The 12980-nt window shown below is 64.7% G+C and carries 8 protein-coding genes; 3 read left to right on the top strand and 5 right to left on the bottom strand.

Annotated elements, in window-relative coordinates; all coding sequences use genetic code 11:
• Window positions 1-6: 6 nt before the first annotated feature.
• The 4 genes from VGG47_RS08955 to VGG47_RS08940 are packed head-to-tail and all read right to left on the bottom strand — an operon-like array spanning window position 7 to window position 4053.
• A complete protein-coding gene (locus VGG47_RS08955; protein ID WP_331537622.1) occupies window positions 7-1143 on the bottom strand; it encodes an ABC transporter permease in 1137 nt (378 codons plus the stop codon).
• Window positions 1140-2069: an ABC transporter ATP-binding protein gene (locus VGG47_RS08950; protein ID WP_331537620.1), complete on the bottom strand. Its 930-nt coding sequence runs from the start codon at window positions 2067-2069 to the stop codon at window positions 1140-1142. The genes VGG47_RS08955 and VGG47_RS08950 overlap by 4 nt, the downstream gene beginning before the upstream one ends.
• On the bottom strand, window positions 2066-2992 hold the full coding sequence (locus VGG47_RS08945; RefSeq protein WP_331537618.1) for an ABC transporter ATP-binding protein: 927 nt from the start codon (window positions 2990-2992) through the stop codon (window positions 2066-2068). Before VGG47_RS08945 ends, VGG47_RS08950 begins: the two co-directional genes overlap by 4 nt.
• Entirely contained in the window at window positions 2989-4053 is a 1065-nt protein-coding gene (locus VGG47_RS08940; protein ID WP_331537616.1) for an HlyD family secretion protein, read from the bottom strand. Before VGG47_RS08940 ends, VGG47_RS08945 begins: the two co-directional genes overlap by 4 nt.
• Before the next feature lie 310 nt (window positions 4054-4363).
• Between VGG47_RS08940 and VGG47_RS08935 the strand changes: the two genes are divergently transcribed.
• The 3 genes from VGG47_RS08935 (at window position 4364) to VGG47_RS08925 (ending at window position 7383) form a co-directional block, all read left to right on the top strand.
• Window positions 4364-4828: a host attachment protein gene (locus VGG47_RS08935; RefSeq protein WP_331537613.1), complete on the top strand. Its 465-nt coding sequence runs from the start codon at window positions 4364-4366 to the stop codon at window positions 4826-4828.
• A gap of 8 nt (window positions 4829-4836) precedes the next feature.
• Window positions 4837-6726: an ATP-dependent zinc metalloprotease FtsH gene (gene ftsH / locus VGG47_RS08930; RefSeq protein WP_331537610.1), complete on the top strand. Its 1890-nt coding sequence runs from the start codon at window positions 4837-4839 to the stop codon at window positions 6724-6726.
• Window positions 6727-6804: 78 nt separating this feature from the next.
• Window positions 6805-7383 (top strand): NnrU family protein, encoded by a 579-nt coding sequence (locus VGG47_RS08925; RefSeq protein ID WP_331537608.1) that lies wholly within the window; start codon window positions 6805-6807, stop codon window positions 7381-7383.
• Window positions 7384-7537: 154 nt separating this feature from the next.
• Here VGG47_RS08925 and VGG47_RS08920 read toward each other — a convergent pair whose 3' ends face one another.
• Window positions 7538-12694 (bottom strand): DUF4011 domain-containing protein, encoded by a 5157-nt coding sequence (locus VGG47_RS08920; protein ID WP_331537606.1) that lies wholly within the window; start codon window positions 12692-12694, stop codon window positions 7538-7540.
• Between the last annotated feature and the right edge of the window lie 286 nt (window positions 12695-12980).

Below are 12980 nucleotides of genomic sequence, written 5' to 3'. Positions count from 1 at the left end.
TCATGTTCAATCCAGCCGCTTGCGGAAAGCGCGCGCCGCCAGCCAGATGATGAGCCCGGCGGTGAGGGCGAGGGCGAGCACCGGCACCGTCAGCAGAGCGAGCGGGCTGCCCTTCAGGAACACCGCCCGCAAGATCGTCACGTAATAGCGCGCGAACACGAACAGGCTCACTGCCTGCACCGGCACCGGCATTTGGTCGAGCGGAAAGGTGTAGCCGGAGAGCATGGTGGTCGGCAGCAGCGTCACCAGCAGCGCCACTTGGCTCGCCCTCACCTGGTTGTGGATGCGCACCGAGAGCAGATAGCCGATGCCGAGCACGACCAGCGCGAACAAAGCGGTGGTGACGAGCAGGGCGACCAGGCTGCCGCGGAACGGCACATGAAACCAGAAGGCAGCCGCGGCGAGGCAGAAGGCGGCGTCGATCATGCCGATGAGAAAATACGGCGCGAGCTTGCCGAACATCAGCTCCAAAGCTGTCACCGGTGTCGAGATCAGCTGCTCCATCGTGCCGCGTTCCCATTCGCGCGCCACGGTAAGCGAGGTGAGCTGCGAGCCGACCAGCGCCAGGATCACCGCCACCACGCCTGGCACGATGAAATTGCGGCTATCGAGCCCCTCATTGAACCAGACGCGCGGCTGCAGGTCGACCACGCCGCTGGTGGGCGGCGGCCGCGCATGCGCCTGGCCCCAGTGAGTCTGGAAATCCGCGCTCGCCTGGGCGACGATGCCCTGCGCGTAGCCGGTGGCGATGTTGGTGGTGTTGGCGTCGGTCGCGTCGAACACGACCTGCACATTCGCCGCCCCGGTGGTCGTCAACACGCGGGTGAAATCCACGGGAATTTCCAGCGCGCCGGTGCAGGTGCCGCGATCCATGGCGGCGCGCAGCGCGCGCTCGTTCGGCAGGTTGGCGACGACATCGAACCAGCCACCGGCGGAAAAGTCCGCGATCAAAGCGCGGCTGGTCTGGCTGTGCTCCTGGTCGTAGACGCAGAGCGGCACATGCCGGACATCGAGGCTGATGCCGTAGCCGAGCAGCACCATCTGCATCGCCGGCATCAGCAATGCGATGGCCAGGCTGCGCGGGTCGCGCCAGACCTGCAGCGTTTCCTTATAGGCGATGGCCAGGAGCCGGCGCAGTTTCATGACGCCACATGGCGGCGCGAGACCAGCCGCACGAACACGTCCTCGAGGCTCGGCGCGATCGGGCGCGGCGCGGTCGCGGTGATGTTCTGCGCGCGCAGCAACGCGGGTAGAGCGAAGGTGTCCTGCTCGTCGCGCAGCAGCACATGCAGGCCGTCGCCGAAAATCGCCGCCTCGATCACCCCCGGCATCCGGCGCAGCGCGGCCAAAGCCGCGCCCAGTGGTGCGGCTTCCAGTTCGAACAGCGCACCGCCCAGATGGCGGCCGCGCAGCGCACTGGGGCTGCCCATCGCCACCAGCCGCCCGGCATCGATGAGGGCGATGCGGTTGCAATATTCCGCCTCGTCCATGTAGTGCGTGGAGACCAGGATCGTCACGCCCTCCGCCGCCAGCGTATGGATCAGGTCCCAGAAGCGCCGTCTGGCCTGCGGTTCCACGCCCGAGGTCGGCTCGTCGAGGAACAACACCGGCGGCCGGTGCAGGATCGCGCAACCCAGAGCGAGGCGCTGTTTCCAGCCCCCGGCCAGCGTGCGCACCAGCGCATTCTCGCGCCCCGCGAGCCCCGCCATCTCAATGGCAAAGGCGCTGCGGGCCCGGAATTCGGAAGCGGGCACGCGGTACAGCCCGGCGAAGAAGCGCAGATTCTCGCGCACGGTGAGATTGGCGTAGAGCGAGAATTTCTGCGACATATAGCCGATATGCGCGCGTAACCCCGAGGCTTGGTGGGCGATGTCGAACCCCGCCACGCTGGCCGCACCGGCGCTGGGCCGCAGCAGGCCGCAGAGCAGCCGGATGGTGGTGGATTTTCCTGCCCCGTTGGGGCCGATGAAGCCCACCACCTCGCCCGCTTCGATATCGAGATCAAGCTGATCCACTGCGGTGAAGGCGCCGAAACGCTTGGTCAGCCCGCTTGCCAGGATTGCGCTCACGGCTCCGTCTCCAGCGCCACGAACACGTCCTCGATGCTCGGCCGGATGGGGAGGATGCTGACGCCACTGCCACCGTGCGCGGAGAAACGTGCCTGGAGCTCCGGCACGCGGCGCGCCGCATCATCGACCCGCACATGCACGCGGTCGCCCATCAGCAGCAGGCCGAGCACGCCCGGCGCCCCCTCGAGTGCTGCTTTTGCGGCGCGCGGATCGTCTGCGGTCACCGCGAGCAGCATGCCCGGCATCGCCTGCTTGAGCCGCGCCGGCGTGTCGCACCGGCGGATCTCCCCTGTCACCATCAGCGCCAGACGGGAGCAGCGCTCCGCTTCGTCCATATAGGCGGTGGAGAGCAGCGTGGTGACGCCGCTTTCCCGCAAATTGTAGAGGATCGCCCAGAAATCCCGTCGCGAGACGGGATCGACGCCGGTGGTCGGCTCGTCCAGCAGCAGGATTTCGGGGGTATGGATCAGCGCGCAGACCAGGCCGAGCTTCTGCTTCATTCCGCCTGAGAGCTGGCCGGCCAAGCGCTGGCGGAAGGCGCTGAGATCGGCCGCCGCCAGCAATTCGGCCTCGCGCCGCAGTCTGAGCGCGCGCGGCACGCCGAACATCTCGGCATAGAAAAAGATGTTCTCGGCGACCGTCAGATCCTCGTACAGGCCGAAACGCTGCGGCATGTAGCTGAGTTTTTCTTTCGCCCGTTCGGGATCGGCCACCACATCCACGCCGGCGATGATGATGCGCCCGGCATCGGGCGGCAGCACGCCGGCCAGCATGCGCATCATCGTTGTCTTGCCCGCGCCGTCCGGCCCGACCAGGCCGAAAATTTCGCCGCGCCGCACGTTGAGCCCGGCCTCATGCACGGCACAGACAGTGCCAAACCGCCGTGTCAGCCCCGCAGCGAAAATCGTCGTGTCATCGCTCATGGCTTTGCGGCCAGCAGCCGGATTTTCGCATCCGCCGGCATGCCGGGCAGCAGCTCGTGGTGCGGATTGTCGATGTCGATGCGGACCCGGTACACGAGCGTCACCCGCTCGGCGAAAGTCTGCACGGTTTTCGGCGTGAATTCCGCCTGCGGCGAGATGAAGCTGATGCGGCCGTGATAGATGTGGCCTGGATAGGTGTCGGTGGTGACATCCACCGCCTGGCCAAGCCGCACCTTGCCCAGATCGGGCTCGTTGACATAGGCGCGCAGCCAGACATGGTCGAGATCGTCCAGGCTGAAGATCGCCACACCCGGACCGGCCAGCTCGCCGAGCTCCGCCTGCCGGATTGCGATCACCCCGGCAAAGGGGGCACGCAGCACGGTGTAGCCAAGCGTGATCTGGTCCAGCAGCAGCCGCTCGCGCAGCGCCGCGACATTGGCCTGCGCCAGGTCAACGGCGGACTGCGCGACCAGCACCATCGCTTCGTCATGCGCCAGTGCTGCGGCGGATTGCCGGGCGGCGGTCTGCGCCCGGTCCCGGTCTTGCACCGAGACCGCGTTCGTCCGCACCAGTTGCTCGTCCCGTGCGGCATCGCTCTGCTTCTGCGTGAGGTCATAGCGGGTGCTCGTGACATTGCTCTGCGCCGCGGCGAGGTTGTTCTCGCTCTGCGTCACCTGTGCCGCCTGTACCTGCAGATTGCTGGCATCGATCTGCACCTGCTGCCGGTAGAGCCGGTCATCCACCCGTGCGAGCACCGTCCCGGCGGCCACCGCCGCGCCCTCGTCGAAGGGCAGAGCGACGATCGGCGCCTGCACCTGGGTAAAGCTCAGCAGGCTCTCATGCGCCTCGATATTGCCCGAGACGGTCACAAAGCCTGCCGCCGGCGCCGGGCCGAACAAGGCGTTTTTGCTCTCCGGCCAGAGCCAGAGGCCGGCCGCCGCCACCGCCAGCACCGCCAGCACGGGCAGAACCAGTTTGCGCCGCGGCGGCGGCAGGGCGGGCGGCGCGGCCGGGGCGGGGGCCGGACGGTCGCGTGGTTCCGGTGATCGGACCTCATCCATGGCTGACCTCAATGAGCGTCGAGACCCTAATGGCAGGGCAGGGCGGCTGCCTTGATCTTGCGCAAAGTTCGGCGAAGCGAAGGAGAAGGCTACTTTTTGTGAACAAAAAGTAGCAAAAAAACTTTATTATGCTGGGCCTGGGGCGCTGTCCCAGACAACGCCCCAGGCCCAGCATAAAAGAAGTTTTTGCGCCGTTTTTTTCAAAAAGCGGCCACTTTCTACTCCTGAGCGTCGCGGCGCCGTTTGACCTGTATCATACCGGCGCGGTCCAGGCGGACCTAGCGTCATCCCCACGGTCAGGAGGCAAGCTATGCCGAAACGGTCAAACCTGATGATTGTCCTTGCCGACGGTGAACATGCCCGTCTCGTCCGCCGGGGTGCCGACGGCGTGCTGAGAACGGACCAGAAATTCGATTCGATCGCGGCCCATAAGCGCTCCGCCGATCTCGGCACGGATGCGCCCGGCGCCTCGTTCCACAGCGATTCGACGGCGCATCACGCGTTCGCCCCGCGGCATGATCTCCACGAGCAGCAGAAGGCGCATTTCGCCCAGTTCGTCGCCCGGCGGCTGAATGATCTGGAAGGCGACGGCGCTTTTGACGCCCTGCTCATCGTCGCTTTGCCCGACATCGCCGCCGTGATCGAAAGCGCGTTGAACGGCGCCGTGAAAACGGCCCTGCGCGGCACGCTCAGCAAGGATCTGGTCAAGACGGCGGACGACAAGCTTGCCCTCCATTTGAGCCTCTGGATTTCTTCGCCGCTGCGGAGCGGCTGACGCGCGCCATGCCCGACCAGCGCAAAAACCTGCCGCCAAATGTGAAGACCGGTCTGGCGATCTTCGGCACGCTTGTCTCGTTGCTTCTGTTTTTCGTGCTGGTGCCGTTGTTATTTCCCGCACCTTCCCCCTCGATCCCCTATAGCCAGTTCCAGTCTCTGCTCGCCGCCAACGGCGTCGACAACCTCGTCATCTCTCCCAACACCATCAGCGGCACTTTGAAACATCCCAGCCCTGGCCAGCCGGAGCAGTTCACCACCGACCGTGTGGACCCGGGCCTCGCCGCCGCGCTGGAGAAATCCAAACTCACCTTCAGCGGCCAGCCCGCCTCAGGCGCCTTCGCCACGCTGCTCGGCTGGTTGCTGCCGGTCCTGACATTCGTCGCGATTTTCTATTTTTTCTCCGGCGGCAGGTTGGGGGGAACGGGAGGGCTCCTCTCCATCAGCAAGAGCCGGGCCCGCGTCTACGCGGAAAATGATGTGCAGGTCCGCTTTCGTGATGTCGCCGGCGTTGACGAGGCCAAGGCCGAGCTCGAGGAGCTTGTGGAGTTTTTGAAATCTCCCGCCGATTACGGCAGGCTTGGCGCGCATATTCCCAAAGGCGTGCTGCTCGTCGGCCCGCCGGGAACCGGCAAGACCCTGCTGGCGCGGGCCGTCGCGGGTGAAGCCGGGGTTTCGTTCTTCTCCATTTCCGGCTCGGAATTCGTGGAGCTCTTTGTCGGCGTCGGCGCCGCGCGCGTGCGAGACCTGTTCGTACAGGCACGCCGCCAGGCTCCCGCCATTATTTTCATCGACGAGCTGGATTTCCTGGGCCGCGCCCGCAACGCCGCCATTCCCGGCAGCAACAATGACGAGAAGGAGCAGACGCTCAACCAGCTTCTGGCGGAGATGGACGGTTTCGATCCGTCCAGCGGCGTGGTGCTGCTGGCCGCCACCAACCGTCCGGAAATTCTCGATCCCGCTTTGCTGCGCGCCGGCCGGTTCGAACGACAGGTGCTGGTCGATCGGCCGGACCGCGGCGGCCGGGTCGATATATTGCGCCTGCATATTCGTAAGGTGCGCTTAAGCCCCGACGTCTCGCTCGAGGAGATTGCCGGCATGACCCCGGGCTTCACCGGCGCCGACCTTGCCAACCTGGTGAACGAGGCCGCCTTGCTCGCCACACGCAGGCGCGCCGACGCCGTCACGCTCGAAGATTTCAACCAGGCCGTGGAGCGCATGGTCGCCGGGCTGGAAAAACGCACCCGCCTGCTGGCGCCCAAGGAACGCAACGCGGTCGCCCATCACGAAATGGGGCACGCCATCACCGCCATGGCCCTGCCGGATGTCGACAAGGTGCAAAAAATATCGATCATTCCGCATGGGCTGGCCGCACTCGGCTATACCATCCAGCGCCCGGCCACAGACCGTTTCCTGATGGACCGCGGCGAACTGATCAACCGCATGACCGTCCTGCTCGGCGGTCGCGCCGCCGAAGCGCTGGTGTTTCCGAACATTTCCACAGGCGCCGCCGATGACCTGATGCGCGCCACGGAAATCGCCCGCAGCATGGTGGTCCGGTACGGCATGGATGCCAAGCTCGGCCATGTCACCTATGAGATCGCGTCATCCCCCATGCTCACCTCCGGCGGCGTCATGGACTATCAGCCGCGGCGTTACAGCGAACGGACGGCTTCTGCCATTGACGCGGCGATCCACGATCTGCTCGAGGACGCCTACGGCCGTGCCCGCGCCATCCTGACTCAGAATTTTGCGCTCCTGCGCGACTGCGCCGCCGAGCTTCTGGCACATGAAAGCATCTCGGGTCCTCGCCTTGGTGAAATTGAAGCCGCCGTTCTCCCGGCCCGGGCCGAAACGCTTTCGCCCCCGCGCGAATTTCCGACGCGCCAGGCCGGGTAAAGCGCTTTTTGGTCTGCCCTCGCTTCTTCGATATAAGAAAACGCGAAAAGATAATGGGACGAGGAAGGCGGCGCCGTGATGCTCCTGCTGATTTTGGGTCTGATCATTTTTCTGGGCGCGCACTCGATCCATATCGTGGCGGCGGACTGGCGTCAGCGACAGATTGAGCGTTTCGGCGCCGGAGCCTGGAAAGGGCTTTTCGCGCTGACATCGCTGGTGGGGCTCATCCTGATGATCGGCGGTTTCAACGCCGCGCAGGAGACATTGGTGCTGCTCTACGCACCGCCCGACTGGTTGCGGCATCTCAACAGCATCCTGACCCTCATCGCTTTCGTGCTGGTCACCGCGGCGTATGTGCCGCGGAATCACATCAAGGAGAGGATCGGCCATCCGATGCTCGCGGGCGTCAAGATATGGGCCTTCGGTCATCTGCTCGCCATCGGCATGCTGCGCGATGTCGTGCTGTTCGGCGCCTTTCTGATCTGGGCAATCGTGGCTTTCGTGGTGTCCCGGCGCCGTGATCGCCGTGCCGGGACAGTCTATCCTCGCGGCGCACGGCAAGGCGATGTCATCACGATCGTGGTAGGCCTAATCCTCTGGGCCGCTTTCGCGCTGTGGCTGCATAAATGGCTGATCGGCGTTAATCCGCTGGCGTGAGCCACAGGTAAGCGAAGGGAAGGCTTCTTTTTGTGAACAAAAAGAAGCAAAAAAACTTTATTTATGCTGGGCCATGGGCGTTGTCGCCGACAACGCCCATGGCCCAGCATAACGAAAATTTTTGCGCCGCTTTTTTTAAAAAGCGGCCGCTTTCTTAATCTGCAGCTTCCATTTCCACCGCACGGCTGGCGCGGTCGGCTTCCAGCAGGCGGGAAATCGCCGCGTGGAGTTTTTCCGTTGCTCCTGCCTTGTTCACCCACCAATCCGTGGACCACACGCGCAGCAGCTTCCAGCCCAGTGTTTCCAGAATTGCCTGCCGGACTTTGTCCCGGTCCCGTGCCGTGGCGGCGCTGTGGTAGGCGGCACCGTCGCATTCCACGCCCACCAAATAATCTCCTTGCCGGTCGGGATGGACGATGCCGAGATCGATGCGGAAGCGCGAGACGCCGATCTGCGTCACCACCTGCCAGCCCTTTTCGCTCAGCGCCTCGGCGACGGCCGCTTCGAACGGTGAGTCGAATCCGCCCAACGAGCCTTGCACCGCTTCGGCCAAAGCGCGTGGTCCACGCTCGGCGAATTCGATGAAGTGCTTCAAATCGCGCACGGCCCGTGCGTTGGTGCGGTTGAAGTCGATCATCGCGGCGTCGAAGGAGGTGAACACCATCATCTCCGCCCGCGCGCGCGTCAGCGCCACGTTCAGGCGGCGCCAGCCACCGTCGCGATTCAGCGGGCCGAAATTCATCGACATCACCGGCGCGCCGGGCTCGGTTGGACCGTAGCCGATGCCCAGCAGGATCACGTCGCGTTCGTCGCCTTGCACCGTCTCGAGGTTTTTCACGAATGCCGGCTCCAGCGCGGCGTCGCCGAAGAAACGCTCCAGCGCCGGGTTGCGCTGCCGTTCGCGGTCCAGAAGATCCTCGATCAGGCGCTGCTGTTCGGCGTTGAGGACGATGATGCCGAGCGTCTTGCCATCGGGATTGCTGAGCCGGGCCACGGTCTCCGCCACGATGGCCTCGGCTTCACGCTGATTGGTGCGTCCCGTGCCCTTGGCATACACCCCGTCCACGCGCCGCCAGGAGACGGCGCTGGCCCGCGTCACCGGGGCCGGGAAGGTGATCAGCCGGTTTTCGTAATAGCGGCTGTTGGAGAAGGCGATCAGGCTCTCATGCTGGCTGCGATAGTGCCATTCCAGCGTGTGCTGCGGCAGGCCCGCGGCGAGGCATTCCTCCAGGATGCTCTCGGCATCCCGCTCGTCATCGTCCACCTCTTCATCCCCAGCCGAACGGCCGAAGAAATTCGTGGGCGGCATCTGCCGCGGGTCGCCCGCCACCACCACCTGGCGGCCGCGCGCCATGGCGCCGATCGCATCCCACGGGGCGATCTGCGAGGCCTCGTCGAAAATCACGAGGTCGAACGGGGGCAGATCGGGCGGCAGATATTGCGCGATGGATAGCGGGCTCATCAGCATGCAGGGGGCCAGCCGGGCAAAGGCCTCGCCCATTTCCGTGGTGAGCTGGCGAATGGGCTTGTGGCGTTTTTGCAGTTGCAGCTGGTGCTTGAGGATGCCGTAGCCGTCCTTCTTGCCGACCGCATTCTTGTCGGGAATCTGCCCGCACAGACGCGCTTTGGTGTAGCGCACGGCGAGGCCGGCGAGCCGATCTTCCAGCTTGCGGAAGGCTTCGATGTCGCTCGTATGCACGTCCGGCACGAATTCCTTGAGGCGCGGCTCCGCATCAATCAGTTTTGCCGCGAACCAGCGCGCATAGGCGGTCTCGAACAGCTTGGACAAGCTTGAGGCAGGCTCCAGCTGCAGCGCTTCCACCAGCGGGGCCAGTCCTGCCTGTTGCGCCTGGGTGACCACGCGCCGCCAGTTGCACCAGGGATTCAGGTGCTCCGGATGCGCGGCGATCGCCGCCGCGAGCAGCCCCAGCGCAGCCAGCCCGGTTTTCTGGTCCGTGCCGGCAAGGTTGATAAGCCGGCCCGCCAAGCCTGACATCCGCGCTAAGGCCGTGGCGCAGACCTCCAGATCGCAGGCCATACGGCCGCCGGGGCGCAAAAGCTCGTTGGTTTCGACCACGAGGGCGCGGATTTGCTGGCGGCGCTGGATCAGCGTTTCAGGATCCGGCGCGTCCGCCGCGATGGCCTGCCGGAGGGTTTCCGCCCGCGCCATCGCGTCGGCCATGCGGGCAGCATCGCTGTGCAGCCCATCCCAGCCCGGCACGGGTTGCAAAAGCGGTGACAAGGCGGTCAGTTCCGTGGCCACAGACTGCAGCTTGCGCAAAAGCGGCAAATCCTCGGCGGGAGATGGCGTGGCCTTGGTCTGCCCCAAAGCTGCCAGCCGTTCGGCCACCTTCTTTTTCGCAGTCCCGGCGAACAGAAAGAGTTTTTGTGACGCAGCCTGCCATTCCAGCTCCAGGACCGCGACCGGCACCGCGGCGACATCGCCGAAGGGCACGGAAAGTTTGGCTTCCAGACGGCGATAGTCCTGCTGCAAGCGCGCGGCCTCAGCCACGGCCGGCACCAGAGCCGAAAACTCGGCGGCGAAGGCGAAGCGCAGGTCCAGCCCATGGGTGGCGAGAACCGCTTGCGCCAGGTGGCACAAAGCTTCAATGCCCGGCAGGTCGTGGGTCGGCCAAGTTAGTTTCACGGTCCCCAGTAAGTTGTCGCGCGCCGCCAGCAGGGCTTCGAGGGCGGGAGCAAAAGCCCGGGCCGTGTCCTCGATCTCTTCCTGCCAGGCGTTCGACCATTCCATGGTTCGCAGGGACGAGAAGGAGGGTGGCGCTGCGGCGATCTGTGCCGCGCCGATTTCCAGCCGGCGCACGATGTCGCGCAACCGCGCGAGATCGCTCTCGTCATGGTCGACGGATGGCCATGACAGGCGCGGGGCGCGCACCGCCGCATTCTTCACCGCCAGTCCGACGGTTTGATGCAACGTCATGCCATTGGGCTGCACAAAATGCAGGAGGGCGACAAACTCATTCAGCCGGTCCCGCATCTGGCGCAGTTGCCCGGCCTCCCTTGCCCAGGCGTCGGGGATAAGCGCATCGCGCGCGTCCCAGGCGCGCTCGAGCTGTTTCAGCACATCGACCTTGGACGCCTTGTTGGAATGCAGCTGTAGGCAGAAATCGCCGAGCCCTTTTTCCTCCAGCCGCCGATACACGACGTTCAGCGCGGCCATTTTTTCGGCCACGAACAGCACACGCCGGCCGAGCGCCAGGTTGTGCGCGATCATGTTGGCGATGGTTTGGGATTTGCCGGTGCCGGGTGGGCCGTCGAGCACGAAATCGCACCCGTTGGCGCTGGCGACGACGGCCGAAACCTGCGAGGAATCCGCCGGCAGCGGCAGGAAAAGCTGGGCTGGCTCAAGCTTGCGGTCGAGCTCCTGCGGGCGCGGAAAATCGCCCCCGGAGCGGAAGCGCTCGGCGCCGCGCTCGATCAGATGCTTGACCACCGGGCTTTCCGTCAGCTGCGCCGCGCGGTCCGCCATGTCTTTCCACATCAGGTATTTGGCGAAGGAAAACGTGCCCAGCATGACGTTTTCCGTCACCTCGAACCCGGCGATGTCCCGCACGGCGCGGCGCACCGCGGTGAAAATGGCGGGCACGTCGATGCCATGGCCGGCGGATGAGGCGGGGAGCGTGCCGTCCAGCCCGGGAATGTCCAGATCGAAATCCTGCCGGAGCAGTTCGAGCAGCGTCAGGTTGAAGCGCGGCTCATCCTCATGCTGGGTCATCACCACGCCGGAGAGCGCGCTTTTGCGCTCCAGCTGCACGGGCAACAGAATCAGCGGCGCGCGATACACATGCTGGTCATCCTCCGCCTTCTTCCATTTGAGGAAGCCGAGCGCGATGAACAGCGTATTGGCGCCGCCTTCCTGCAAATTGCTCCGCGCAATGCGGTAGAGATCGACCAGCAGGGCTTCCAGCCTGGTCTTTTCCAGTGGGCAGAGCAGCGTGGTTTTTTCTTCCCAAGCCAGGCGTGTGACCTGTTCTTGCAGGTCTTCCAGCCGCTGCTGCTCATAGAGCACCGCATCCCGCCCCGCGAGGGCCAGATCCGGCAAAGGGGCGATGGGGATTTTCTGGCCGGCGGCGAGCTTTTCCTCCAGAGCCGCGATATCGTGGCACAGCAGGCGGACGCCCTTGGCGCTGTCGGGCACGTGCAGCAGGCGGTTGCGCGTGGTGAGGTCGAGCAGTTTGCGTTGCCAATGCGCGAGACGCCCGGCCGGCGTGTCCGGCGCAAGCTCGGTTTTCACGGGCGGGAGGGCAAAAGGCGGCGGCAGTTCGAGCTGATATTCTGCCCCCTCTCCGGGGACAACGGCCCGCGCCCCTTCCTCCCCATTGAGCGGCCGGATGCGTTGCAGCCTGGCGCGTTTTATATCCAGGACCGCGACGAAATCCGTATCGTGCGCTTCGCTGATTTGCCGCGTGGCGGTGGCGATGGCCTGGGAGAAGCGCGCCGGCGGGTTTTTGGTGGCCAGGGTCGTCTCGAACACCAGCAGTTCGTTGAGCGCGGCGTGTTTGCGGACGATTTCCGCCTCTTCGGCGATGAGGTGCGGCAGCGACATGTCGCGCAGCCACACGCCGCAGAAGGCGTGTCCCTTGCTGAGGATGATCACCGGATTCAGGCCCGCCTGCTCCAGACAGGCCGCGAACAGCAGCGTTGCATCCAGGCAGGTCGCTATCCTGCTGTCGAGGATCGCGGCCGGGGCGCGGATTTTTTGTCCCTCGGTCTCGAAGCTCGCCGGCGGCAGTGCATAACTCAGGTCGAGTTGCGCGATGGTCGACCAGATCGCCGAGGCGAGCAGCCAGACCTCCTCCGGCGCGCGCCGATAGCCGTTGATCTCGTCCGGCTTGCCTTCCTTGCGCAAGGCGTTTGAGGCCCCCTTCAGCACATGGTCCACGGCCGGGTCATTGGGCATGCAGAAGGCGGCGAGCAGCCCCATCGTGCTCATGCCGCCCCACTGCATCCGGGGCAGGCATTCGACATCGAAACACGCTGTCGCGCGTTCCATCCCGTCCACGCTCAAGGCGAAACGCAGTTCCACGCGCACCGCCTCGTTCAACGCGGCCAGCATGCCGCCGTCGAAATTCACCACCCGGTCGGCGATGTGCAGCAGCGATCCCGGCGCCAGCCGGTCGATCCGCCAGGCACGCGGCGCGATGAAGCCGGGGCTGGCGACAAGGGTCAGGGTCGCGGGACCGATGGCCTCGTCCCCGAGAGTCTCGATCTGCAAATCGGCGATCAGAGGAATGGCGTTTTGATGCGCGGCAAACCCGATTTTTGGTTGCACCACCGCCCGAATCTCAACCATTCAAACCCCTTGATAGCCTTAGCCGCGAAAAAATGACGGTAACAATGGCTTCGTTGTGTGAGCAAGCCCGGCTGTTGGAAGATCTGCTTCTCAGGGAGAAAGAAAGCAGCCGCTTTTCGAGCCAAAGCGGCGCAAAAACTTCTTTTATGCTGGGCCATGGGCGTTGTCGGCGACAGCGCCCATGACCCAGATTAACAAAGTTTTTTTGCTTCTTTTTGTTCACAAAAAGAAGGCCTTGCCTTCGCTTGCCTAATGCCTCTCTTGATAAGTCAGCCGAGGTGTCCAA

Origin of the sequence: Acidocella sp. (assembly GCF_036489515.1) — a bacterium.
Lineage (GTDB): Bacteria > Pseudomonadota > Alphaproteobacteria > Acetobacterales > Acetobacteraceae > Acidocella.
Note: the sequence above shows the minus strand (reverse complement) of the source record. Positions and strands in the feature narration are given on the sequence as shown.

Coding starts and splice junctions, on each gene's coding strand:
- VGG47_RS08940 (WP_331537616.1), bottom strand. CDS start 4,053: ATGGATGAGGTCCGATCACCGGAACCACGCGACCGTCCGGCCCCCGCC.
- VGG47_RS08955 (WP_331537622.1), bottom strand. CDS start 1,143: ATGAAACTGCGCCGGCTCCTGGCCATCGCCTATAAGGAAACGCTGCAG.
- ftsH (WP_331537610.1), top strand. CDS start 4,837: ATGCCCGACCAGCGCAAAAACCTGCCGCCAAATGTGAAGACCGGTCTG.
- VGG47_RS08925 (WP_331537608.1), top strand. CDS start 6,805: ATGCTCCTGCTGATTTTGGGTCTGATCATTTTTCTGGGCGCGCACTCG.
- VGG47_RS08945 (WP_331537618.1), bottom strand. CDS start 2,992: ATGAGCGATGACACGACGATTTTCGCTGCGGGGCTGACACGGCGGTTT.
- VGG47_RS08935 (WP_331537613.1), top strand. CDS start 4,364: ATGCCGAAACGGTCAAACCTGATGATTGTCCTTGCCGACGGTGAACAT.
- VGG47_RS08920 (WP_331537606.1), bottom strand. CDS start 12,694: ATGGTTGAGATTCGGGCGGTGGTGCAACCAAAAATCGGGTTTGCCGCG.